This is a genomic window from Cobetia sp. MM1IDA2H-1 (genome assembly GCF_002916775.2).
GTDB classification, from domain to species: domain Bacteria; phylum Pseudomonadota; class Gammaproteobacteria; order Pseudomonadales; family Halomonadaceae; genus Cobetia; species Cobetia marina.
In genome coordinates this window covers 109,072-133,785 of sequence record NZ_CM133225.1, presented here as the reverse complement: position 1 = coordinate 133,785, position 24,714 = coordinate 109,072, and the positions used below count along the sequence as shown (strand labels likewise).

At 64.9% G+C, this 24,714-nt stretch carries 21 protein-coding genes, 1 other RNA gene and 1 pseudogene; 13 read left to right on the top strand and 10 right to left on the bottom strand.

All coding sequences use genetic code 11. The features are described 5' to 3' along the window. Positions 1-171 precede the first annotated feature (171 nt). Positions 172-526: a transfer-messenger RNA gene (ssrA, locus tag BOH68_RS00620) on the top strand. A gap of 87 nt (positions 527-613) precedes the next feature. Here ssrA and BOH68_RS00615 read toward each other — a convergent pair. The 4 genes from BOH68_RS00615 to BOH68_RS00600 form a co-directional block, all read right to left on the bottom strand. Beyond that, positions 614-1,474, bottom strand: a complete 861-nt coding sequence (locus BOH68_RS00615) for an ABC transporter ATP-binding protein (protein WP_077379526.1) — start codon at positions 1,472-1,474, stop codon at positions 614-616. A 132-nt stretch (positions 1,475-1,606) separates the two neighbouring features. Next, a complete protein-coding gene (locus BOH68_RS00610) occupies positions 1,607-2,710 on the bottom strand; it encodes a FecCD family ABC transporter permease (RefSeq protein ID WP_077379528.1) in 1,104 nt (367 codons plus the stop codon). 49 nt (positions 2,711-2,759) lie between these two features. After that, positions 2,760-3,728 (bottom strand): FecCD family ABC transporter permease, encoded by a 969-nt coding sequence (locus tag BOH68_RS00605; protein WP_077379982.1) that lies wholly within the window; start codon positions 3,726-3,728, stop codon positions 2,760-2,762. Between the two features lie 155 nt (positions 3,729-3,883). Next, the gene (locus BOH68_RS00600) at positions 3,884-4,840 is read right to left on the bottom strand and encodes an ABC transporter substrate-binding protein (protein WP_077379531.1); all 957 of its coding nucleotides are present in this window, start codon (positions 4,838-4,840) and stop codon (positions 3,884-3,886) included. A gap of 426 nt (positions 4,841-5,266) precedes the next feature. Between BOH68_RS00600 and ybiO the strand changes: the two genes are divergently transcribed. Then, on the top strand, positions 5,267-7,726 hold the full coding sequence (gene ybiO, locus BOH68_RS00595) for a mechanosensitive channel protein (protein ID WP_170877489.1): 2,460 nt from the start codon (positions 5,267-5,269) through the stop codon (positions 7,724-7,726). 139 nt (positions 7,727-7,865) lie between these two features. Here ybiO and BOH68_RS00590 read toward each other — a convergent pair whose 3' ends face one another. The 5 genes from BOH68_RS00590 to hemC all read right to left on the bottom strand — a co-directional run bounded on the left by BOH68_RS00590 (position 7,866) and on the right by hemC (position 13,519). Continuing rightward, positions 7,866-8,450, bottom strand: a complete 585-nt coding sequence (locus BOH68_RS00590; RefSeq protein ID WP_077379535.1) for a DUF2780 domain-containing protein — start codon at positions 8,448-8,450, stop codon at positions 7,866-7,868. Positions 8,451-8,857: 407 nt separating this feature from the next. Beyond that, complete coding sequence (locus tag BOH68_RS00585) at positions 8,858-10,081, bottom strand: heme biosynthesis HemY N-terminal domain-containing protein (protein WP_077379537.1); 1,224 nt, start codon at positions 10,079-10,081, stop codon at positions 8,858-8,860. Continuing rightward, positions 10,078-11,643 (bottom strand): uroporphyrinogen-III C-methyltransferase, encoded by a 1,566-nt coding sequence (locus BOH68_RS00580; protein WP_077379538.1) that lies wholly within the window; start codon positions 11,641-11,643, stop codon positions 10,078-10,080. Before BOH68_RS00580 ends, BOH68_RS00585 begins: the two co-directional genes overlap by 4 nt. Beyond that, a complete protein-coding gene (locus BOH68_RS00575) occupies positions 11,644-12,579 on the bottom strand; it encodes a uroporphyrinogen-III synthase (protein WP_308457349.1) in 936 nt (311 codons plus the stop codon). Then, positions 12,572-13,519 carry a hydroxymethylbilane synthase gene (gene hemC / locus BOH68_RS00570; RefSeq protein ID WP_255303209.1) on the bottom strand — a complete coding sequence of 316 codons (948 nt, stop codon included), beginning with the start codon at positions 13,517-13,519 and terminating at the stop codon, positions 12,572-12,574. The genes BOH68_RS00575 and hemC overlap by 8 nt, the downstream gene beginning before the upstream one ends. 282 nt (positions 13,520-13,801) lie before the next feature. Here hemC and argH point away from each other — a divergent pair, with 282 nt between their 5' ends. From argH to BOH68_RS00530, 8 genes and pseudogenes are all read left to right on the top strand, one after another. Next, positions 13,802-15,196 carry an argininosuccinate lyase gene (gene argH / locus BOH68_RS00565; protein ID WP_077379988.1) on the top strand — a complete coding sequence of 465 codons (1,395 nt, stop codon included), beginning with the start codon at positions 13,802-13,804 and terminating at the stop codon, positions 15,194-15,196. Positions 15,197-15,288: 92 nt separating this feature from the next. Continuing rightward, positions 15,289-15,423, top strand: a pseudogene (gene lptM / locus BOH68_RS00560) (LPS translocon maturation chaperone LptM); the annotation flags it as partial. A 134-nt stretch (positions 15,424-15,557) separates the two neighbouring features. Next, the gene (gene lysA / locus BOH68_RS00555) at positions 15,558-16,829 is read left to right on the top strand and encodes a diaminopimelate decarboxylase (protein WP_077379542.1); all 1,272 of its coding nucleotides are present in this window, start codon (positions 15,558-15,560) and stop codon (positions 16,827-16,829) included. Continuing rightward, positions 16,829-17,659, top strand: a complete 831-nt coding sequence (gene dapF / locus BOH68_RS00550) for a diaminopimelate epimerase (RefSeq protein WP_077379544.1) — start codon at positions 16,829-16,831, stop codon at positions 17,657-17,659. The genes lysA and dapF overlap by 1 nt, the downstream gene beginning before the upstream one ends. Positions 17,660-17,729: 70 nt before the next feature. Next, positions 17,730-18,521, top strand: coding sequence for a DUF484 family protein (locus BOH68_RS00545; protein WP_077379546.1), 792 nt, complete (start codon positions 17,730-17,732; stop codon positions 18,519-18,521). Continuing rightward, on the top strand, positions 18,518-19,576 hold the full coding sequence (locus BOH68_RS00540; protein WP_077379548.1) for a tyrosine recombinase XerC: 1,059 nt from the start codon (positions 18,518-18,520) through the stop codon (positions 19,574-19,576). The genes BOH68_RS00545 and BOH68_RS00540 overlap by 4 nt, the downstream gene beginning before the upstream one ends. Then, a complete protein-coding gene (locus tag BOH68_RS00535) occupies positions 19,576-20,298 on the top strand; it encodes an HAD family hydrolase (protein WP_077379550.1) in 723 nt (240 codons plus the stop codon). Before BOH68_RS00540 ends, BOH68_RS00535 begins: the two co-directional genes overlap by 1 nt. Positions 20,299-20,520: 222 nt before the next feature. Further along, positions 20,521-20,970 (top strand): hypothetical protein, encoded by a 450-nt coding sequence (locus tag BOH68_RS00530; RefSeq protein ID WP_077379552.1) that lies wholly within the window; start codon positions 20,521-20,523, stop codon positions 20,968-20,970. A 193-nt stretch (positions 20,971-21,163) separates the two neighbouring features. Here the strand turns inward: BOH68_RS00530 and yihA are convergent, their stop codons facing one another. Then, positions 21,164-21,853, bottom strand: coding sequence for a ribosome biogenesis GTP-binding protein YihA/YsxC (gene yihA, locus BOH68_RS00525; RefSeq protein ID WP_077379554.1), 690 nt, complete (start codon positions 21,851-21,853; stop codon positions 21,164-21,166). 314 nt (positions 21,854-22,167) lie between these two features. Here yihA and BOH68_RS00520 point away from each other — a divergent pair, with 314 nt between their 5' ends. The 3 genes from BOH68_RS00520 to BOH68_RS00510 all read left to right on the top strand — a co-directional run bounded on the left by BOH68_RS00520 (position 22,168) and on the right by BOH68_RS00510 (position 24,593). Then, positions 22,168-22,851: a c-type cytochrome gene (locus tag BOH68_RS00520; RefSeq protein WP_258038366.1), complete on the top strand. Its 684-nt coding sequence runs from the start codon at positions 22,168-22,170 to the stop codon at positions 22,849-22,851. A 261-nt stretch (positions 22,852-23,112) separates the two neighbouring features. Further along, on the top strand, positions 23,113-23,757 hold the full coding sequence (locus BOH68_RS00515) for a thiol:disulfide interchange protein DsbA/DsbL (protein WP_065392489.1): 645 nt from the start codon (positions 23,113-23,115) through the stop codon (positions 23,755-23,757). Beyond that, positions 23,757-24,593, top strand: coding sequence for an endonuclease/exonuclease/phosphatase family protein (locus BOH68_RS00510; RefSeq protein ID WP_077379556.1), 837 nt, complete (start codon positions 23,757-23,759; stop codon positions 24,591-24,593). The genes BOH68_RS00515 and BOH68_RS00510 overlap by 1 nt, the downstream gene beginning before the upstream one ends. The last annotated feature ends 121 nt before the right edge of the window (positions 24,594-24,714 follow it).

The window sequence follows — 24,714 nt, the reverse complement described above, 5'->3', positions numbered from 1 at the left end:
GCCATGATCACGCCCCGCGCCTGCGCCGTTGCGATGTGAGAGACAAGGGCTTTGAATCACGGCAAATCACTGTCAGATCAGAAAAAATTCCTGAGGCCTTGAACTGGCGTAGCACAGTCTCCACCTGTTATGATGACACCGTAGCAAAGCAGCAAGCAGTAACACTGTTATGGGGGCGTTCTGGCATTCGACGCTGGTGGCAAACCCTGAGGTGCATGCCGAGATCGTAACGTATCTCGTAAATAAAACGTTGCAAATATATAGTCGCAAACGACGACAACTACGCTCTAGCTGCATAAGCTGCTCATGATACCGTTGCGCCTGTTCAAGGTGGATTGAGAACGAGCCCGTATAAACAGGATCGTCTTGGCCGACGTCTCTAAGGTCGAGATTAAAACTCAGAGAATCGCATTGCTGTAGCCTGTTCATTGGCGGCAGTCGTGTTAAATCAAATAATGAAACTAAGCATGTAGAGCCGAAGGCGGAGTGCCGGCGGACACGGGTTCGACTCCCGTCGCCTCCACCATATCCGTGACAAGAAGGCCTCCCCTCGGGGAGGCCTTCTTGTTTTCTGCTGTCTGATATTCCACGCACCGAGTCGTGCCAGGCGCTCTCAGGTAGCACTGCCACTCAGGCGCTCGTCCGTGCGCCGCACGCCGATCAACAGCGGGGTACCGGTCTCGGGGTCAGGAATCAGCCGGCAATCGACACCATAGAGCTTGCGTACCAGCGCCGGTGTCACCACTTCGGAGGGCGGACCTTCCGCGACCACGCTGCCCGCATGCATCGCCACGAGGTGGTCGGCATAGCGACAGGCACTGGCCAGGTCATGCACCACCATCACGATGGTCTTGCCTTCCTCGTGGGCCAGCCGCTGGATCAGTTCGAAGACCTCGATCTGATGACCGAGATCCAGCGCCGAGGTCGGCTCATCCAGCAACAGCAGCGGCGTCTGCTGCGCCAGCGCCATCGCGATCCAGGCACGCTGACGCTGGCCACCGGACATGGAGGCCAGCTCACGGTCGGCCAGACTCTCGATGTCAGCGGCCGCGATCGCCGCCGAGACCACCTCCTGATCCTCCTGCGACCACTGACGGAAGGCTCCCTGATGCGGCTGGCGACCGAAGCGCACCAGCTCATGCACCGTCACGCCTTCCGGCGAGTGCGTCTCCTGGGGCAGCAGCGCGATGCGCTGCGCGACATCACGGCGCCCGAGACGCCGTATGTCCTGACCCTCCAGCAATACCGCACCAGCATGCGGTGCCTGCAGGCGGGCCAGACCGGCCAGCAGCGTGGACTTGCCACAGCCGTTGGGCCCGACGATGGCCGTCACCTTGCCATCCGGCAGCGCCAGCGTCAGCGCATCGATCACGGCCACATGCCGCTGTCCGCTGCCATACCCCAGCGACAGCTCACTGGCCTTGAGAGTGGCGGCCACGGTGTCCCCGCAGCGTGGATGATGTTCAGCGCTCATGGCGCATTCTCCTGAAACGATGACCCTCGTGACCCGGTTGGTCCGCGAGGGCTGCGGGCGGCTCTCATGTCGGTGATGCAGACATGGCAGCCACACGGTGAATGGGGGCATCGGCCGGACAGGACAGCCTGACTAGCGCGGGCTGCGCAGCAGGATCCACAGCAGATAGGGGCTGCCGACCACCGCCATCACGATGCCGACCGGAATCTCGAGAGGTGACAGCAACGTGCGTCCCGCGAGGTCCGCCAGCACCATCACCAGCGCCCCTGCCAATGCCGAACCCAGCAAGGGCACTCCCTTGTGACGCGACAGGTAGCGGGCGATCTCGGGACCGACCAGCGCCACCATGCCCACCGGGCCGGCCACGGCCACCGCGGCGGCCGTCAGCAGTACCGAGAGCCACAGCGTCGCCATGCGCACACGGGCGACATGCTGACCAAGTCCGATGGCGACAGAATCGGTAAAGCGCAGCGTATTGAGCCCTCGCCCCAGCCACAACGCCGCCGGCACCGCCAGCAGCAAGGCAATGCCCAGCCATTCGAGCGAGGAGGCATCCCGTGCGTTGAGACTCCCCACCGTCCACGGATAGGCGCTGTTGGCGACATCGATGGACACCCGCGCCAGCATCAGCTGGGTACCGGCACCGAACAGCGCCCCGACGCCGATCCCCGCGACCAGGAAGCGATAGCCGCGCGTGCCGATGCCACCGGAAAGCCCGAAGGCCAGCGCCGTGGCGACCACGGCGCCGCTCAGTGCCATCGCCGGTGGCGCCAGCGAGGCGCCGAGCCCGACGACGGAGGCAACCGCAAAGGCGGTCGCACCATTATCGATGCCGATGATGCCCGGCGTGGCGAGACGGTTGCTGGCCAGTGTCTGCATCAGACAGCCTGCCAACGAGAAGGCGGCGCCCGTTCCGAGGCCGGCCAGCAGTCTCGGCAGCCGCAGCTCCCGGACCACGAAGACATCGGCGAATTCACCATGGCCGAACGCGGCCTTCAGGGCGGCGTAGGGGCCCAGGCCCGCGCTGCCCAGCATCAAGGCGGCCACGCAGGCACTCAGCAGTGCCAGCAGCAGACCGAGGTTGGCCAGCAATGGGGCCCGATGCCACAGCAACGACAGGGGCCCGCAGCGCCACCAGAACGTATCGGCCGGTGCCGTGGCGACAGGGCATGATGCCTGGCGCCGAGGCACCCCGGCATCAGAAGAGGCCGATGAAGAAGGAGCGGAGCGATACATGGGCGTTTCCGGGTTATCTGTCATGAAGAACGGCGCATTGAAGCCTGACTCACAGAATCGGCAGGCGACGAGCGCGCACCACGGCAATCAGTACCGGCGCGCCCAGCAGCGTGGTCAGCACGCCCAGCGGCAACTCGGAAGGACGAACGAGCAGACGCGAGACCACGTCGGCGCTCACCAGCATCACCACGCCCAGCGGCAGGCACAACCACAAGGTGCGGCGGATATCCGCGCCACACAGCGCACGCGCGACATAAGGCACGGCCAGTCCCACGAAGGCGATCGGCCCCGCGAGGGCCGTGGCGGCCCCGACCAGCAACGCGACCACCAGTACCGTCAACTTGCGCACGCGCCCCGGGTGATGGCCAAGTCCACTGGCCACCGCCTCTCCCAGCGCCAATGCCGCCAGCGGCCTGACCAGCCACAGCGTCAACGCGAGGGCGAGCATGAGGCTCGGCAGGCTGCCACCCAGCGCCTCCAGCGAACGCCCTGCCAGACTGCCGATGACCCAGAAACGGATCTCGTCTGCCGCGCGCTGGTCGATCAGCAATACCAGCGACGTGAGAGCCACCAGCAGGCTGGAAAGCGCTGCACCGGCCAGTACCAGGCGCACGGGGTCCTGGCGTGCACCACTCAGCCGCACCGTGCTCATCACGAACAGGCAGCCCAGCAAGGCGCCAGCCTGAGCCACCAGCACATGCAGGCCTGCGGCCTCCATCCCCAGCAACAGGGCGATGGCGACGGCAAAGGCCGCGCCTGCGCTGACACCCAGCAGCCCCGGCTCCGCCAGGGGATTGCGTGCGACCACCTGCATCAATGCGCCGCCGCAGGCCAGCATCATGCCCACGGCGATGCCGATCACGGTACGCGGTGCACGCAGCTCGGTGACCACGAAGCGGGCCTCCTCGCTGCCCTGCCCCATCAATACCGCCCACGCCTGGGCAGGGCCGATATCTCCCGCGCCCCACAACAGACTGGCCAGGCAGGCCAGTACCGCCGCCAGACACGCCACTGGCATGACCTGCCCCAACGACAGACGCCCGGCGACCTTGCGGGTCGCCGGGCGAAGAGCTGTCTGTGGGGAGCCAGGCCGTGAGGACGCTCCTTCAGCCGCCATGCTGCCTCCCGACCTGACGGCATGACGCCTGATGAGTCGAGACGGGCCAGTCCCGCTTACCCATCACTGCGCGCCTGCTCGATGTCCTTGAGCAGCGCCTCGGCCGCCAGCGGGCCACTGGCACTGGTCCACAACTGACCATTGACGCCGACCAGACTGTCACGCGATGCGTGCTCGAGACGCTGGAAAGCCGGCTCCTTCGCCAGGGCGTCAGCGGCAGCCTCAGAAGAATCATCCAGGGTCGCCAGGAAGAGTGTGTCGGCATCGATGCGCGCCATGTTCTCATCGCTCAGCGGGTCGGAGTGCGGACGCCCCGGCTTGACCAGATCCCCGCCCACCAGCTGATAGCCGGTCGCGGCGAGCAAGCCGGTCGCGAACAGCTCATCGGACATCGCCATCAGGCCACCCGGCATGCGACGCACCAGGCTGGCAGTCTGCGGTGTAGTCATCTCGGCCTTCAGGCGCGCCGCGTGAGCGTCGATGGCGGCCAGACGCGCCTCGAGCTCCGCTTCGGCCTCTTCCCCGAGTGCCAGGGCATAGACTCGGCTCTGCTGCTTCCAGGCCTCCCGGCTGAGCGCCTCCCCGCCTGGCACGATGGTCGGCGCCAGACGCGACATCAGCTGATATTGCGCCTTGTCCAGCCCCGGGGGAGCCAGAATCATGTCCGGCTTGAGCGCCACGATGGCCTCGAGATTGAACTCTCGCGGTGTACCGACGATCTCGATCTCCGGCACCCGAGACTGGAGATAGCTGGCCACGCCATCACCGCCGCGCGTGGTGACCGCGCCCAGCGGCGTCACCTCGCTGGCGACCGCCACATCCAATGCCCCTTCATAGAGCGTCACCACGCGCTGCGGAGTGCCCTCGAGCTCCAGTTCACCATAGGCGGTCTGGACCTCACGAGCCTCGGCAGACACCGTGGCTCCCATCAACACGACCGCCAGTGACGCCATCAGCCCACGACGCAGGCGGGACAGGGCAGGAACAGCAAACACATGGGAAGAGTGGGTCATTCGTTTCTCCAGGGAGCGAATATCAGGGCGCGAGATCGGATGGTAATAATAATTGATCGCAACAATACCGCCTGTCCAGCCATCGGGCCACATCAGTTCCTGCAACGCGACATTGCAACAATCCGGTGAGCAAGGCTTGAAGGATGCGCAGCGCTGCCGCAGGCTGTGGCGCTGAAGAATCTCTCGCATACCGTCATCGGGGGTTGGGTTACCTGCAATCGCCCCGATAACACAGGAGAGTGCGTGCGCGGGATGCGCACATCACGCTCCCACATCCAATCGACAGCGCCTGACGTATGACGTGGCCATGCCGATGTCCAAAAGGCGCAGACGCTCAGCTATCCGGGTGCCTCCGAGTCACCTCAGGGAGCCCGCATGACTCGACTCCATCTCCATCCGACATTCACCAGACAGGAGAAGCCATCAGTGGCGACCCCGATCCCCCCCCACTCCCCTCCCGCGCAAACCGCAACGTCATCGATCGCCTCGCGCCTGAGTGCCGGCTGGTTACAGGGCCTGATGGCACTGGCGATCATGCTGTGCCTCAGCGTCAGTGGCCTGGCGCATGCCGCCCCCGCCAGCGATGCTGACGCCGCCAGTTCGTCCTATGAGAGTCTTGCGACGTTGCTCGAGGACCCCGACCAGCGTGAAGCACTGATTGAAGGCTTGCGCCAGCTGGACAGCAAGACGAGCGAACAGGCAGCCGAGGTGGCGGGGGCGGAAGTCACGCTGAGCGAGGACTCACCGTCACTGTCCCGCCAGCTGGCCGAGATCAGCCAGGAGCTTGTCGCAGAGCTTTCCGCGACCCTGGACCGCATGATCCAGACGCTCAGCGGCCTCGGCAGTGAAGATGCCAGCAGCATCGACTGGGAGCGCTTCATGACCGAAGCCATCAGTCTGGGGCTGGTGGTCATCTCCACCATCGGGCTGTTCCTGGTCCTGCGCCGGCTGGCCCATCCGCTCTTCAGTCGCGTCAGCCAATGGTCGCTGGATGGTCAGCACCGCAGCCCGCTGCTGCGCACCCTGATGGCAGTGATCATCGCGGCGATCGTCGATGTGGCCGTGATCGGTCTGGCGTTCCTGGGGGGCTATCTGCTGGCCATCTTCGCCTATGGCGAACAGGGCGTGATAGGACAGCGCGAGTCGATGTTCCTGAATGCCTATCTGGTGATCGAGCTGGTCAAGGCCTTGATGCGCATGCTGTTCTCCTCCGGCTACCAGGGCCTGCGCCTGATGCCGATGCGAGATGAGGTCGCCCGCTACTGGAATCGTTCACTGGCATTGCTCGCCGGCTTCATCGGCTACGGCATCCTCGTCGTGGTACCGATGATCAACAACAATCTGGCACCGGCCGTGGGCAGCTTCGTCAGCCTGCTGATCATGGGTATCGCGCTGATCTGGGCCATCGTGGTCATCAGCCGCAACCGTGTTCTGCTGCGTGACCGCCTGCTCGATCAGGCCCGCGAGACCCACAATGCCTTCATCGCCGTCTGCCTGCGCATTCTGGCCCGTACCTGGCACCTGATCGCGCTGGCCTACTTCGCGACCCTGTTCATCATCTCGCAGACGACACCGGAAGAGGCGCTGCCCTTCATGATGGCCGCGACGCTCAAGACGCTGCTCGCCATCGGTGGCGGGGCACTGCTGTCTCGCGTGCTGACGCAGTTGATCGGCAAGCGCATCCAGGTGTCCGACAAGCTGCGTGGTCAGCTGCCGATGCTGGAGACGCGCCTCAACTCCTACATCCCGACCGCACTGCGCATCATGCGCGCCATCATCCTGGTCGTCGTGGTCGGCATGGTGCTGAATGCCTGGAGCATCGTGGCGCTTGGCGACTGGCTGGCAACGGACGCCGGAGCCCTGCTGCTGTCACGCATCTTCCATGTGCTGTTCATCCTCGCCTTCGCGGTCGTGATCTGGGTCGGCATCGCCAGCCTGATCGAGCACAAGCTCAATCCGGATACCGGCAAGGGCAAGCCCTCCTCACGCGTGGAAACCCTGCTGGCACTGTTCCGCAATGCCATCGCCATCGCGATGATCGTCTTCACCGCGATGATCGTGCTGTCGGAGATCGGCATCGACATCGCGCCGCTGCTGGCCGGTGCCGGGGTGCTCGGTCTGGCGATCGGTTTCGGGGCCCAGAAGATGGTGCAGGACATCATCACCGGCGTGTTCATCCAGCTCGAGAATGCCATCAACACCGGTGACGTGGTCACCGCCGGTGGCGTGACCGGGACGGCGGAACGCCTGACCATCCGCTCGGTGGGCATCCGCGATCTGTCCGGCACCTTCCATATCGTGCCGTTCTCCTCGGTGGATACCGTCTCCAACTACATGCGTGACTTCGCCTACCATGTCGGCGAGTACGGCATTTCCTACCGCGAGAACGTCGATCACGCCATCGTGCACCTGCGTGCGGCCTTCGATGAACTCCAGGAAAGCAGCTATGGCGCGGAGATTCTCGAGCCGGTCACCATCGCTGGCGTCTCGTCGCTCGCCGACAGCTCGGTCAACATCCGTGTGATGATCAAGACCAGCCCGGGCAACCAGTGGGCCATCGGCCGCGAGTACAACAAGCTCGTGAAGCAGCACTTCGACGCCGCCGGCATCGAGATCCCGTTCCCGCACATGACCATGTACTTCGGTCAGGACAAGGACGGTGGTGCGCCGCCGGCCAACGTTCGCACCATGCACGAACCGTTCGTGATCGATGGCTCCGCCGCCGGTCAGCCGAAGACTCCCGAGCAGCGTGAGGCCGCCGCCAAGGTGGCTCAGCGTCGCGAGGAGACCCCGCTGACCCGCCATGCCACCAAGGACGGCGAAGTCGTGGATGCCGAGGAACAGCGCATCCGTCAGACCACCCAACCGGATGCCGACGGCGACTGATCGCGCGCCCGGGGTATCCCGACACGGCTGCCTGCGATGGGCGCCGGACTGAAACGAAAACGCCCCCGAGCCAATGGCTCGGGGGCGTTTTCATGTGCGGGCGTAAACCGATGCCTCACACCTCATGCGCGAGGCTGGCTCAGGAGCCGGTGCCCCACAGGCCAGACAGTGAGCTCAGCAGCGTCGAGCTGACACCTTCGCCACCCATGTAGCTGAGCAGCACCGGCGCGAACTGGGACACCATGCTGCTGTCCATGCCCAGCGCGGAGAAGGCGCTGTCCAGAGACGCACTGTCATCGACATTGCCGACGGTGCTGGCCAATGCCGTGGCATTGTCATTGCCGCTCAGGCTGGCAAGGCTGGACAGGGTCGAGAGAGAGCTGCTGCTGGTCAGGCTGGACAGCTGCGGCACTTCACTGGACAGCTCGGAGGTCGCGCTGGAGCCCAGCTGGGACTGAGCCAGTGCCAGCATGGCAGCGGAGCCACCCAGCGCCTGGGTGGAAGACACGCCCAGCTGGGAGGTCAGGCTGGACATCAGGTCGGCTGCCGGCAGGGACTGGCCCGTCTGGCTGCTCAGCATGCTGCTGGCCAGGCTCATCATGGAGCTGGAGGAGCTGGAGGAGCTGGCGGTATTGCCGGAAGAGCTGTTGCCGGTAGCGGCACAGCCGGCAAGTGACACGGCCAGTACGGAGGCGCCCATCAGGGCCAGGGACTTTTGCAACATGCAGACTCCATTATGTCTTGGGGATAAGCCGAACAAGGCTCAGGAATGGCCTGCCGTGACGGCAGATCATTCATCACGCGGAATCATCGCACGGAGGAAATGCCGACAGCCAGCGCCATGGGTGCCCAGCGCCCCACGGCGGGCATGGATCGCCGGTTGCAGGGTCTGCAACCCCGAGTCTTGCAGGGCCGCCCGAGACCGCTACCGGCTCAGACCCTCACCACCACGGAGGGGGAAAAGCGCCATCTGACAGGCAAAAAGAAGGGTATCCCGTCACGCCATGGCATGAACGCGGATACCCGGAGAGTAACCAATGTCCACCGACCAGAGACCTGGCCGGCGGCAGTTTTTCATCTTCTCGCGAAATGAGGAAACAATGTGCAGCGCCGCCCGACGGGCGGCGTCGATCAGGCGTTGTCCTTGCTGGGCTGCGGCAGCGCCGGCAGTGAACGATCCAGCAGCTCGACGCTCTGGCGATAGTAGAGCTGACTCTTGTTGTGCTCGCCAAGATTGGCGAACAGACGTGCCAGCTCGGCACACACCGTGCCGCTCGGACGCTGACGCTGACTGGCCTCGAAATACTCCTGCGCCTTGCCCCAGTTGGCATTGCGCAATGCCAGTCGACCCAGCGACAGCAGCAGGTCCGGGTCATTCGGACGCTCCTGCAGCCACTTCTCGGCATACACCAGCTGACGCGGCGCATCCACGTCCAGCAGGCCATAGCGCAGCACCAGACGTGAATCCCAGCATTCCTTCAGCGAGTGACGCAGCAGGCGCTCTGCCAGCCCTTCCTGCCCACCGGCGATCAATGCCTCGGCATACAGGGCGACCAGATTCACGTCGCTGCGCAGGTGGTCCGGCATGTCGGCCCACAGGTTGCGCACGCGCTCGATGTCTTCCGGATTACGCGCGGCCTGCTGGATCAGTGCCACGTAGGCGCGCTGTTCCAGCTCCTTCTTCTCTTCCGGTGAGATGAGGTCCTGCTTGTCGAGACGCGGCATCAGGCGACGCAGGCCATCCCAGTCATTCACCGCCAGATACGCCTGCTTGAGCAGCTTGAGGACCTGCGGGTGCTCGCCGAGCTGCTTGTCGAGACGCGTCAGCGTCGCGAGTGCCTGCTCGTGCTGCTGGCGATCCAGCATCAGCTGCGCCTGCACCAGCCCCACGGCACTCTCGGAGCCCTGAGTGGACTCATGAGCACGCTTGAGCAGCGTATCCGCCTGCTCGAAACGCCCCTGATAGTGGGCGGCGAGTGCTGCGGACAGATAGTTGACCAGCGGTGTGCTGGAGTCCTCCGCAGAATGGGTCAGCGACTTCTCGGCACGCTTCCAGCGGCCTTCGGCCAGTGCCACCAGGCCACGCACGGTCTTGCGAGTGGCATTGCGATGGCGCGTGCGGCTGTTCCAAACCTTGAGGCGCGAGAACGGATGCGCGAAACGCGACAGCAGACGCAGGCCGAAATGCAGTACCACGAAGGCGCCCAGCAGCAGCACCAGCCCGAACCAGAAGGACGTCTGGACCGAGGTATCACCGACACGAATCAGCCAATAGCCGGGGAACGACTGCATCAGCTGACCGAACAGCGCACCGATGGCCAGGCCGATGATGATCAGCAGTATCAGTTTTCTCATGCCTCACCACCCCCGGACTGGGCGCGGCGTTCGATCAGCTCACGCAGCGTGTTGAGAGATGCGGAGATATCCGGAAGCTCCGGGCGGATGGTCTTGCCCTTGAGGTCTTCCAGCTTGGCGACGGCATTCTGCACGCCATCGGTCTTGGTATCGTAGTAGCCGTTGACCAGCGTGATCGCCTTGTCGATGGCCGCCTGATACAGCTTCGGCTCTTCCTTGAGCAGCGCCAGCTGGGCCTGCTCGAGCACCAGACGCACGTTCTGGCGCAGATAGGATTCCTGCTCCGGCGTGATCAGGGCTTCCAGCGCCTCGTCGTGACGACGCACGGTGACCAGATTCTTCAGCTCATTGCCGAAGCGCGCCAGCTGCTGCTGCCAGCCGCCGGTGGGCGGAGCGTCGTTCTCGACCTTGGCGGCGATCTCGGCCACGTCCTGCTTGAGCGGCAGACGCGCCAGCTGTTCCTGCTCGGCGAGCAGCGCCAGGTAGATGCCACTGCGATCGACACGCGGCACGCTGTCGAGGCTGGCGAGCTCGGACTGGATCGCCTTGCGAACCGGCAGCAGGGCGGGGTTGTCCGCCTCGGCGATACGCGCATCGGCGTTCTCGAGCAGTGCGTCGGCACCGTTCACGTCACGCTCCAGCTGCAGACGCTGATTGGCGAGACGCAGCAGGTATTCGGCCTCCGCGTAATGCCAGTCGCGGGCATCGGTCTGCTGGGTCTTGCTGAGCTCCTCGAGCACCTTGTTGAGCGCCTGCTCGGTCTGCTGGCTCTCGCCGGACAGACGCTTGTCGAGATCACTGACCTGCGACGCGTTCTTGTCGAGCTTGCCGGACAGGCTGGCGACCTTGCTCTCGACCTGGCCGACCTGCTGGGTCACGGATTCGCTGACCTGCTTGTCGAGGCCCTGGGCATCCGGCAGGGCGTTCAGACGCTGCCAGCCGAACCAGGCCAGTACCGCGACGACGATGGCAAGAAGAATGACCAGCACCAGTGCGATGCCGCCGGCAGCACTCTTCTTGCTGCCCTGCGGCTCGCTCGGCGGCGTGCCTCCTCCCGCGCCACCCATGGCGGCACCGGCACTCTTGCCCGTCACGCCGCTCTTGTCTGAAGCCCCTCCCTTGCCTGAGGCAGCGCCCTTGCCGGACGCCGTCGAGGCAGTGGTCGTCTCGGCGGCAGGCGCGGTATCGGTCTGCTTCGGGAAGGGAGATTTCGCGCCGGAAGGCGTCGAGGCGTTATCGTCGGAAGTCTGGCTCACGGGCGTGGACTCGCTGGCAGTGGAGGATGAAGAGGAGGAGCTGCCCTGTCCCTTTCCCCGTCCGCGACGGTTGCGCCCGCCACGCGAGCGTCGCTCACGTGGGGCGTCAGCCGTGGCGGATGACGAGGAAGAGGAGGACGAACGGGAGGCCTCGGCGCCAGGGCGGCCAGAGGCAGTGTCTTCGGCGTGTTCGCCGGGAGCGGAAGAGGCATCTGATGCGCGAGCGGCAGCATCCTTGTCGCTCGGCTTGCCTGGCGTGGTGCCGGCAGAGCCGTGGTCTTCCTGATCGTGTTCTCGGTTGCTCATCTACGCTTGCCCTTTTCCGGATTCTTGGGAATCGATGGCCTCGCGCGGACCAGGCGCAGTGGCGCCGGTCTCTCTCGCATGGCGAGTCGGGGCGCAGGCATCCAGCACTGCCTGCCTCAGGGCCCCGGGTGAGGCATCCGCGGCGACCGTCACGCGCTCGAACCCATGAGCGTGTGCCAGTGTAGCCAAACGGTTGCTCGACACGATTAGCGGTTGGTTCAAGGTCCGCGTCGTTGCCGAGGTCACTACCGCCTCAAGCAGCGTATTGCTGGTCACCACCATTGCATCATACGCGCCCGCCGCCAGACGGCCAGCCTGTTGAGAGGACAAAGCCAACGGAAGGCGTCGATAAAGCGCCAGACGCGTCACCTGGGCACCGCGTGCCACCAGGGTGTCCTCCAGCAAGGCGCGCCCGCCTTCTCCGGCCGCCAGCAGCCAGCGCTGCCCCTGAAGCTGCTGCAGGGACGGCAGCGAGAGCAGGGCCTCGCTGGTCGTGCCGACCGGGGCATCCACCTCGACATGTGCGCCACGCGTGGCGTGTGGCGGCACTCTCACCCGAACGCCGAGGCGTGAGTGGAGTACCTCTGCCGTCGCGGAGCCCACCGCGTAGAAGGCAAGCCCCTCGGGCAATTGCGGCCACCAGTCTTCCAGCCAGTCCGCCAGGTAGCCGGCGGCCTGAGGCGAGATGACCACCACCCCTCGATAGAGGTCGATGTCGAGAATCGCCTGACGCCCGGCGGGCTCCAGCGGCAGCGGCTCGAGCGCCATCAGCTTCAGGCACTCCACGGCGCAGCCAACGTCTCTCAGCATCGCATCAAGCACGGCACCGCGCGAGCCCGGACGCGTCGTCAGCACTTCAAGAGACGACCGCCCACTCGATGCCGCGCGAGGCATCGCCCGGTCATCCACCTCCGCATTGCGGGCGCCATCAGTCACGCGCATCGCCATAGACCGCCGCCAGAATCTCGCCGGCCCCCTGCTGCAACAGATCTTCCGCCACGGCGATGCCCAGCGCTTCGGGCGTATCGGCCGGACCACGCGCCTCGGCACGCAGGATGACGCTGCCATCGGGATTGCCGACCAGTGCCCGCAACCACAGCTGCCTGCCACCCTCTTCCAGCACGGCATAGCCACCGATCGGTACCTGGCAGCCACCTTCCAGATGCGTATTCATGGCGCGCTCGGCCAGCACGCAACGACTGGAGTCTTCATGAGCCAGCGGTGCCAGCAGGGCGAGAATCTCCTCGTCCTGCAGATTGCATTCGATGCCCAGCGCGCCTTGTCCACAGGCCGGCAGACAGGTCTCGGCGTCCATCTCGGCGGTGATGCGTGCATCCAGTTCGAGGCGCTGCAGGCCGGAGGTGGCGAGGATGATGGCGTCGAACTCACCGGCATCCAGCTTGCCGAGACGCGTCTGGACATTGCCGCGCAGGCTGAGCACCTCGAGATCCGGACGGGCGGCCTTGGCCTGCAGGCCACGACGCAGGCTGGAGGTGCCCAGGCGAGCCCCCTGGGGGAGCGCGTCAAAGTTGGCGTGGTCGTTGGAGACGAACGCATCGGTGGGCGCATGGCGCTCGAGAATCACGGCCAACCCCAGCGATTCCGGGAAATGCATCGGCACGTCCTTCATGGAGTGCACGGCGATGTCGGCGCGGCCATCCAGCATGGCTTCTTCCAGTTCCTTCACGAACAGGCCCTTGCCGCCGATCTTGGCCAACGGCGTGTCGAGAATCTTGTCGCCCCGCGTGGACATCGGCACCAGCTCGACCGTCAAGCCGGGATGCAGGGCTTCCAGACGTGCCTTGACGTGTTCAGCCTGCCACAGGGCAAGCAGGCTCTTGCGGGTCGCGATACGCAGGGTCTCACGGCGGGACACGGCATTCTCCTTGGGACGCGCGACGCTGGCGCGACAGTCGAAACGTTCGTGACGGCCAACATTGGCCGCCACCGGATACCGTCATCATAAAGCCACTGATGGCCAAGGGGAAAATCCCCGGAAGCGTCACGATGACACGCCTCCCTGGCCGCAACGCATCTTGGTGCGCGCCCCCCTCGCCCATCCGACGGAGTCTGGTACACTCCAAGGTCAACGATACCGGCTGCGCGACCGTGCACCGGACGCCGAACTCTGGACATGTCACCACAATTCGAGATCCCGATGAGCGAATCTACCAATCAGTCCTGGGGCGGCCGCTTCAGCGAGCCGACCGATGCCTTCGTGGCCCGCTTCACCGCGTCCGTCGATTTTGATCAGCGCATGGCGCAGCACGACATTCGTGGCTCCATCGCCCACGCCACCATGCTGGCCGGCGTCGGCGTGCTGAGCGAGGAAGAGCGCGACACCATCATCGAAGGACTGAAGGAGATCAGCGAAGAGATCGCTCGCGGCGAATTCGAGTGGTCCGTCGCGCTGGAAGATGTGCACATGAACATCGAGGCACGTCTGACCGCCAAGATCGGCAACACCGGCAAGAAGCTGCACACCGGTCGCTCACGCAATGATCAGGTGGCCACCGACATCCGCCTTTACCTGCGCGACGAGATCGACGTCATCGACGCCGAGCTGACGCGTCTGCGGGAAGGCATGCTGGGCCTGGCCGAGCAGGAAGCCGACACCATCATGCCGGGCTTCACTCACCTGCAGAGCGCTCAGCCGGTCACCTTCGGCCACCATCTGCTGGCGTGGCAGGAAATGGTCGCCCGTGACCAGGATCGCCTGCGTGACTGCCGTGCCCGCATGAACGTGCTGCCGCTGGGCGCCGCGGCGCTGGCCGGCACCACCTTCCCCATCGACCGCCACGTCACCACCGAGCTGCTCGGCTTCGATCGTCCGACCGAGAACAGCCTCGACTCCGTCAGCGACCGTGACTTCGCCATCGAATTCACAAGCTTCGCCAGCCTGCTGATGATGCACCTGTCACGCATGAGCGAAGAGCTGGTGCTGTGGACCAGCGCCCAGTTCGACTTCATCGATCTGCCGGATCGCTTCTGCACCGGTTCCTCCATCATGCCGCAGAAGAAGAACCCGGACGTGCCGGAACTGGTGCGTGGCAAGACCGGCCGTGTCTATGGCCACCTGATGAGCCTGCTGACCCTGATGAAGTCCCAGCCGCTGGCCTACAACAAGGACAATCAGGAAGACAAGGAGCCGCTGTTCGATACCATCGATACCGTACGCGGCAGCCTGCGCGCCTTCGCCGACATGATTCCGGCGATCCGCGCCAAGTCCGACAACATGTACGCCTCGGCCAGCAAGGGCTTCGCCACCGCGACTGATCTGGCGGATTACCTGGTGCGCAAGGGTGTCGCCTTCCGGGATGCCCACGAGATCGTCGGCAAGTCCGTCGCCTTCGGCATCGAGCAGAAGCGTGACCTGTCCGAGATGACGCTGGATGAACTCAAGCAGTTCTCCGACACCATCGAACAGGACGTCTTCGACGTGCTCACGCTGGAAGGTTCCGTCGCGGCGCGCAATCACATCGGGGGCACCGCGCCGAATCAGGTGCGTGCTGCCGTGCAGCGTGCACGTGAGGCGCTGACCAGCCGCGCCTGAAACCGTCAAGTCGGGGCCTGACCGTGTACTGCACCGTCAGGCCCTCACCGCTTCATCGTCAGCTGCCAGGAGGCCGCCCGATGCGTCATCTGATGAGCCAGTCCGCCCGTCACGCCCTTCGTACCCTTGCGGGCCTGCTGCTGGGCGCAGGCCTTCTGACCGGCTGCGGTCAGAAGGGCCCGCTGTATCTGCCGGCGGACGCCGATGCCGGCGGACAACGTGCCGAGGCACCCGCCCCTGCACCGGCTGCTGCCGAGACAGAGCGCACCGCCGCTACCGAGACTTCCGGCAGCGACGCCTGAGCCCCCCTTACATCTCCGGCGGGTGATGCCCGCCGGCGCGACATCTTGCAGGCCGGATCATGGATCACTTCGTATATCAGGATGGCGTGCTGCACGCCGAAGACGCCTCTCTCGCCACGCTGGCCGAGCAGTTCGGCACGCCTTGCTACGTCTACAGCCGTGCCACGCTGGAGCGCCACTTCAAGGCCTATCAGGATGCGCTGGGCGACCACCCGCATCTGATCTGTTACGCCGTGAAGGCCAACTCCAACCTGGCGGTGCTCAACGTGCTGGCACGTCTGGGTGCCGGCTTCGACATCGTCTCCGCCGGTGAGCTGGAGCGCGTCCTCAAGGCCGGCGGAGACCCCGCCAAGGTCGTGTTCTCCGGCGTCGCCAAGCAGGCCGCCGAGATGCAGCGCGCGCTGGAGCTGGGCATCAAGTGCTTCAACGTCGAATCGCTGCCCGAGCTTGAGCGCCTCAATGCCGTCGCCGGTCGCCTCGGGCGTATCGCACCGGTGTCGCTGCGCATCAACCCGGACGTCGATGCCGGCACCCACCCGTACATCTCCACCGGCCTCAAGGCCAACAAGTTCGGCATTCCGGTCGAGCAGGCGCTGGAGGTCTACGAGACCGCCGCCGCCATGGAGCACGTCAAGGTGGTAGGCGTCGATTGTCATATCGGCTCCCAGCTGACCGAGCTGGCGCCGTTCCTCGACTCCCTCGAGCGCCTGCTGGTGCTGCTGGACCGCCTGCGCGAGCGCGGCATCATCATCGAGCATCTGGATCTCGGCGGCGGCCTCGGCGTGCCCTACCAGAACGAGACGCCGCCGGAGCCCTTCGCCTACGCAAGCGCCCTGCTGGAACGCCTGGCGCGCTACGAGCATGGCAACGAGATGACACTGCTGTTCGAGCCGGGTCGCTCCATCGCCGCCAACGCCGGCGTCCTGCTGACGCGTGTCGAGTACCTCAAACCCGGCGAAGAGAAGAACTTCGCCATCATCGATGCCGGCATGAATGACCTGATCCGTCCGTCGCTGTATCAGGCCTGGCAGAACATCGTGCCCGTCGACACGCGCGAGTCACGTGCAAGCGCCAGCTACGACGTGGTCGGCCCGGTCTGCGAGACAGGCGACTTTCTGGGCAAGGACCGCGAACTGGCCATCGCCCCGGGCGACCTGCTTGCCGTTCGCTCCTCCGGCGCCTATGGCTTCGTGATGGCCTCCAGCTACAACAGCCGCTGTCGTCCCGCCGAGGTGATGGTGGATGGCGGCCAGATGCACCTGGTGCGTCGCCGCGAACGTCTGGAAGAACTGTGGACCGGTGAGCAACTGCTGCCGGAAGGTGATGACTGATGCTGGTGCACTTCACCAAGATGCACGGTCTGGGCAATGACTTCATGGTCATTGACCTGATCTCCCAGCGTGGCCGCCTGCGCGATGCCGATATCCGACGGCTTTCGCATCGCAATTTCGGTATCGGCTTCGACCAGCTGCTGGTGGTCGAGCCACCCCGTGACCCGGACATGGACTTCCGCTATCGCATCTACAATGCCGATGGCAGCGAGGTCGAGAACTGCGGCAACGGGGCCCGCTGCTTTGCGCGCTTCGTGCTCAATCAGCGCCTGACCACCAAGCGCGAGATCCGCGTCGAGACCGCCGGTGGCCCGCTGACACTGGTAGTGGCCGATGACGGGCGAGTCCGCGTCGACATGGGCGCTCCGCGCTTCGCCCCCGCCGCGCTGCCCTTCGAGGCCGAGACGGATCTGCCGGTGCATGCGCTGGAGGTCGGCGGCGAGTCCCTGGAGATCGGTGTCGTCTCGATGGGCAACCCCCATGCGGTGCTGCTGGTCGACAGCGTCGACGAGGCACCGGTACGAGAGGTCGGTCCGCTGATCGAAGCGCATCCGCGCTTCCCCAGGCGCGTCAATGCCGGCTTCCTGGAAGTCGTCTCGCCCCACGAAGCGCGCCTGCGCGTCTTCGAGCGTGGCGTCGGCGAGACGCTGGCCTGTGGCACCGGTGCCTGTGCGGCCGTCGCTTCCGGCATTCGTCGTGGCCTGCTCGCCAGTCCTGTCGATGTCACGCTGCCTGGCGGCACCCTGAGCATCGAATGGGGCGGCGAAGGTCACCCTGTCTTCATGACCGGTCCTGCCGAGACCGTCTTCGAAGGCCGCATCATCCTGTAAGCCGCCGCTGACAGGGGACGCCTGCGCGAAGCGCCGGCGTCCCGTCGCCAACCCTCGCAAGGAGAGCCATATGGCCGAGCCATCCGCCTCACGTCGCCCGCGCACGCTGGACCCGGACCGGGTCGCCGAGTGGCTGGCCACGCATCCGGATTTCTTCGAGGGTCGGGAAGGGTTGCTCCAGCAGCTGCGCGTGCCACACCCCGAAGCACGCGGTGGCAGCGTCTCGCTGCTGGAGCGGCTGGTGCATGACCTGCGCGGACGTACCGAGCAGGCCGAGGCGCGTCTCGAGGAGCTGCTCAATACCGCCCGCGACAATGAAAGCCGCTATCAGCGACTGCGTCAGATCGTGCTGGATCTGATGGATGCCGAATCGGATGATGCCCTTGCGGAGACTCTGGCAACCCGTCTCAGCGAGCTGTTCGACATCGCCGCCGTCTGCCTGTGGCAACGCGGCGCCGGCCCCGCGACCCAGCCACCGCGTCAGGTGCTCGATGATGCGCGTGCCGAGCAATTCGAGCGCCTGCTCGAAGGCCGCGCCAGCCGTTGTCTGGCGATGCCACGCACGCGCTGGGAAGCCCTGCTGCCGGACCATGACTGGCCGCTGGGGGCGGAGTGCCACGATCTGGTCGAGGCCAGCCAGGCGGATGCCACGCGCGGCTCCGCCGTCATCGTGCGTCTGACCCGTGGCGAATGTCTGGGCTATCTGGTGGTCGCCAGTGCCGAGGCCGAGCAGTTCCGTGCCGGACTCGACACTCTCTTCCCCGAATATCTCGGCGATGTGCTGGCGCGCTGCCTCGGGCGTCATGCGACGAGTCACACGTCAGACTCCGCTGCCTCGCGTGATGATCAGGCCGCGCGATGAGCGCCTCTGACCTCCCGGATGACTCCCTCGACACTGCGAGGCGCCAGGCGCTGACCCGCCCCTGCCAGCAGTTTCTCGCCCATCTTGCCCAGGACAGCAGCGCAGCGACCGTGAGCGCCTATCAGCGCGATCTCGAGGCACTGATCCACTTCATGTTGCGCCCCTCACCGGCCGAGACCACGGTGGATGCCGACACCAGCGCCACCGCACGGCCTCCTGCAGACTGGCAGGCCCTGGATGTGCCGACGCTGCGTCGCTTCCTGGGCGCTGAGCGCAGTCGTGGGCTTGCCCCCCGTTCACTGGCCCGACGTCGCGCGGCGATCAGTCGTTTCTGTGGCTGGCTGGTCGATCACGGCATTCTGGCGCACAACCCGGCGGGCCTGGTACAGACACCGCGCCTGCCGGACCACCTCCCTCGCCCGGTGGACATCGACAGCCTGTCACGCTTTCTCGACTGCCCGCACGACGGCACGCCACTGGCGATCCGCGATCAGGCCATGCTGGAGCTGCTCTACGGCTCGGGGCTGCGACTCTCGGAACTGGTCAGTCTCGACCTCGACATGCTGGAGACACGCCGCCTGCGCGTGCGCGGCAAGGGCAACAAGCCTCGCCAGCTGCCCATCGGCTCGCGGGCGCGTCAGGCGCTGGATGCCTGGCTGAAGGTGCGTGGCCAACTCGCGCCTGCTGACGAGACTGCCCTGTTCGTCGGCCAGCGAGGCCAGCGGCTGGGACAACGCGGCGTGCAGCTTCGTCTGGTGACGCAAGCGAAGACACGCGGCCTGCCGGAGCACCTGCACCCCCACCGACTCCGCCATTCCTTCGCCAGCCATCTGCTGGAATCCAGTGGCGATCTGCGCGCCGTGCAGGAGTTGCTGGGCCATGCCCATCTCTCCACGACCCAGGTGTATACCCGACTCGACTGGCAACAGCTGGCCAGCGCCTACGACCAGGCTCACCCGCGTGCACGTCGCCAGCGTGGGCCAGAAGAGGCAACGCCGGCTGACATTGACGCCGCCTCCCCTGCTGATGTTCCGCTCAAGGATGATCCCCTGTGATGCCCGCAACGACGCCTTCGCTGACCGCATTGACCTTCGATCTCGATGACACCCTGTGGGCCAATCGCCCGATCATGGAGCGCGCCGAGACGGAACACTACGCCTGGCTGGACGGTGAGATCGGTCATGCCACTGATTTTCCCCTCGAGGAATATACCCGTCGCCGCATGGCACTCGGGCTGGAACACCCCTTGCGGCGTGGTGACTTCACCTGGCTGCGCCGTGAAGCCATGCGCATCATGCTGCGCGATGCCGGCCATGGCGAAAAGGAGGCCCATCATTGGTCACATGCGGCCGTCGAACGCTTCCTGGCATTGCGCCACGAATTGCAGCCCTTTCCGGAAGCCAGCGAGCTGCTCGACTCACTGGCCCGGCATTACCGCCTCGGCGCCATCACCAATGGCAATGTCGACCTGACACGCCTGGCGCTGGACCATCATTTCGAGTTCAGCATCGCCGCCGGCGAATGGCTGGCGCCCAAGCCGGATGCACGCCCCTTCCTCGCCGCCATGGCACGTCTGGGCAGCCGCCCCTCCACCACGCTGCATGTCGGCGACTCATGGAAGGAAGATGCCCTGCCGGCAGTACGTCTCGGCATGCAGGCGGCATGGATCGACGTGAAGGGGCGTGGCGCGCCGGAGCCGGTTCCCGCCGGAGTCCATGTCATCTCGCATGTCCGGGAGCTTCCGGAACTGTTGCGGCACCTGAATGCATCACGATGAAACGACAGCGCTTCTGACCTTCCAGACCTGACCGTCGGTTACCTGCTGTCACCTGGACTGACGTTCCAGAAAAGCGATACACAAATTAAAACTTGTACAACTTTATGGCGGAGACCATATTTGTTGTACAAGTTTCTCGTGCCTGACGACCCAGCCTTCCACGGGCCTGCCAGGGGCATCCGAGAACTCACGTTCGATGTCGTCGCGACTGGAGAGGACAGCATGAGCACTCAATCATCATCTCGGCGTGTCATCTGCCAGAGTTGGCAATATTCCCGCGCCATCAGTGACGACGCCGAGTCCCGCGACGCCACCGACATCATCGAGAGATTCCAGCAGGATCCCGGTCCGCTGGCCCTGCCGCATGCCAGTGCCTGGCAGGGAGTGTTGATCGGCACAGGACAGGTCGTGCTCTGCGCCATGCTGATCGTACTTGCGGTCTACAGTGCGCGAACCAGCATGGAAAACGCCACGCGAGGCGTGACCTCGGTACCGGCAGCGATCATCGACATGTCGGGCGGTGATCCACGGGCACGCAGCCTGAATGCCCCTGCCGACAGCTCCCAGGGTGGCCACCTGACACGTTTCGAGGTGCGGGCGAGCCAGGCTGCGATGCCGCAGGTCCCTCAGCGACTGCTGTCAGAAAACACCGCTCCCAGCCTGTTCATGTGAGCAGTGATGAACGGTGACAGGCGGTCGGCCACAGGTGACCGACCCCGCCAGGGCAGAGGTCTGGACGCCCCATAACTGGATGCCCCATAACTGGACGCCCCACAAAAGAGACGCCCCACAAAAGAGACGCCGGTCACCCAAGGGTGACCGGCGTCTCTTTTTATGCAGCAGCACATGTCATGACACGGACGACTCAGTCGTCGAACGGGTCCTGGGGGGCTTCATCGGCCTCACCCTCCGTGACACCTTCCATCACCGCCGGGTCCGCCAGCCACTCATCGAGCTTGGCGTGCACCTGCTCGACTCCCGAATACTTGAGCGACGAGAACAGCTGCACGGTGACGAGGTCTTCCCACTCCTTGAGGGCGTGCCGTACCTTCTGGAGGCTCGCCGCCGCCGGTCCACGCTTCAGCTTGTCCGCCTTGGTCAGCAGGATATGCACCGGCATCTGTGCCTCATCGGCCCAGCCCAGCATCATCTGGTCGAATTCTGACAGCGGGTGACGCACATCCATCAGCAGCACCAGGCCGCGCAGCGACTGGCGGTTGCGCAGGTAGTTGGACAGATGGGACTGCCACTCACGCTTCACCTTGTCCGGCACCTTGGCATAGCCATAGCCGGGCAGGTCGACCAGATGGCGGCCCGTTTCACCGATGGTGAAATAGTTGATCAGCTGAGTGCGGCCAGGCGTCTTGGAGGTACGCGCCAACGCCTTCTGGGACGTCAGGGCATTGATGGCGCTCGACTTTCCGGCATTGGAGCGACCGGCAAAGGCCACCTCGGCACCGACATCCGTCGGGCACTGGGCCAGGGTGGCGGCGCTGATCAAGAAGCGTGCCTGACGATAGTGAAGCTTGGGGGACGGAGTGGCTGACTCGGCCATGAGAATCTGAATACCTGTTGATGGCGGACGTCTCGCCCGCGCGACATCACGTGAGAGCAGAAGAAACGGCCGGTGAAACGGAATAGAGCACCACTGGCGCTGTCAGCTCGACAGGCAGGCGGCAGGCACATTAACGCGCCCTGAAGGGGATTCGCTATACTGCCGTAATGACAAGCATCACGCTCATGATGCGCTAGTGTACCACCCAGCTCTCACGGGCTGCGAGGCGTCTGACGTACTTCTCCTCGGGTGATGCTTGCCACCAGCGCCGGGATGACTCCACTGCGGGATTTGCGCAAACAGGGACCAGTGACATGAACAAGCTGATGAGATCACCGCAGCACCGTGAAGGGCCGCTGAGTTCGAGCTGGGGCGTACTTGCCACGACGATTTTCGCCACCTTGAGCGCCCTGCTGGCGCTCAGCCTCTCGCCCCGCGCTGGCGCAGACGAGATCACTGCGGATGCCAGCGCCGGCCAGGCCAAGGCAGCCGTCTGTGCTGCCTGCCATGGTGCGCAGGGCGTGTCCCCAGCCTCCGCCTTCCCGCACCTCGCCGGACAGCAGGCCCATTATCTGCGCAAGCAGATCACGGATATCCGCGAGAGTCGTCGCGCGGTTCCCCAGATGGCAGGCCTCACCGACACCCTGAGCGATCAGGACATTGCCGATATCGCGGCCTATTATGCTGAGCAGCCCGCCAACCGCGGCCAGGCAGAGCCCGACGCCGCGAAAGCAGGTGAGGTGCTGTACCGGGCCGGCTCGCTTGAGCGAGGTATCGCGGCCTGCACCGCCTGCCACGGCCCTCGCGGCGAGGGGATTGATTCAGCAGGCTATCCTGCGCTGGCTGGGCAATTCCCCGCCTACACCATCACCTCGCTGAAGGCCTTTCGTGACGGCACGCGTGACAACGACCCCAATGACATCATGAGCAGCATCGCCGCACGCATGAGTGACAGCGACATGCAGCAGGTCGCCGAGTATCTTCACGGCCTGCGCTGAGGCATCCAGTCAGGCTGATGTCACGTATGACATCTGCGATGGCGACCGGCTCCGGCACGGCGTGGCGTGCTCTGCACGGCAACGTGGTCGAACGGCGTTCATCCAGCGGTCAACCTTGTCACGCTAGGCTGGCCAGACAGTGATCCGCCGTGTCCCGCCCGGCAGTCTCGACAGCGGTGGTGGCTGACACGCATACTCGATGCATCACTAATGTTGCCGGGTCTCATGCCCGGGCATGCCTCAACCCGATGGAGATGTTCCATGAAGTGGAAACCCCTACTGACTCTGGTGGCGGGCCTTGGCCTGTCAGCAAGCGTGTTCGCCGCTGAAGCTGGCAAGGACTATCAGGTACTCGACGAACCGGTGAAGACCGATGCACCGGCCGGCAACGTCGAAGTGGTCGAGGCATTCTGGTATGGCTGCCCACACTGCTACGCACTGGAATCCAGCCTCGAGCCCTGGGTCGATGAGCTGCCTGGTGACGTGACCTTCCATCGTCTGCCGGCCACCATGGGGCAGGACTGGGTCAAGCACGCCTATGCCTTCTATGCCGCCAAGGATCTGGGCATTCTCGATGAGACCCACAAGGCCTTCTTCGATGCCATCCACAAGGACCACCAGCGTCTCACCGACCCGGAAGACATCGCCGCCTTCTACAGCGACTACGGTGTCAGCGAAGAAGACGCCGAGAAGTCCCTGACCTCCTTCGGCGTGAAGAGCCAGGTCAATCAGGCACACGCACAGATGCGCGCCTACAAGATCATGGGTGTCCCCGCACTGATCGTCGACGGTCGCTATGTCGTCTCTCCGAGCACGGCTGGCTCGCTCAAGAACATGCTCAAGATCACCGATGAGCTGGTCGAGCAGGTGCGTGAAGAGAAGGCTGGCGACAAGGACGCCGCCTGATGGCAGAGGCCGCTGACGACTCCCCAGTGGCCGCCGACGCAGCGGATGATGCCGGGCATGGATTGTCGGGTTCGCCGCTGCGTCTGCTGACCTTCAACATGCAGGTCGGTATCCATACCGCGGCGTGGCATCACTATGTCACCCGCGGTTGGCAACATCTGCTGCCACATCCCAAGCGCCACCGCCGCCTGGAACTGATTGCCGGGGCCATCACGCCTTACGACATCGTCGGGCTGCAGGAAGTCGACGGCGGCAGCTTCCGCTCCGGCAACGTCAATCAGGTGGACGCGCTGGCCGAGACGGCTCACTTCCCGCATCGCTATCAGCAGCTCAATCGCAACCTCGGCCGGCTGGCACAGCACAGCAACGGCCTGTTGTCGCGCCTGCCGATCAGCCATCTCGAAGAGCACAGCCTGCCCGGCACCCTGCCGGGACGCGGCGCCATCCATGCTCGCTTCGGCGAGGGGGAGCATGCACTGCATGTCTTCGTCACGCATCTGGCACTTGGCGCGCGAATCCAGCGCAAGCAGCTCGATTATCTCGGAGAGCTGATCGCACCGCTCAAGCACGTCATCGTGATGGGCGACCTGAACTGCACCCTGGCACAACTGCGCCAGCACAAGGGATTCTGCGAGGCGCTCGACTCGCGGCCCAGCAAGGCGATCAACAGCTATCCTGCCTGGCAGCCACGGCGGGGTCTGGACCATATTCTGGCCTCCTCCACCCTGCACATCGAGCACCCCAGCACCCTGTCCCACCTCTTCTCAGACCATCTACCTCTTGCGGTGGAAGTGCACCTCCCCGTGGCCTGTCAGAAGGCGCTTGGCCTGGCCTGACACGCCCTCACCTCAATTCTCAGTCCTCTCACGGGTGCCTGGATATCATCCTCGATATCCGCCGGGACCCGCCTGTCCGTCACCTTGATTGCCACCTTCCCGTTCCCGTCCTGCATGGATT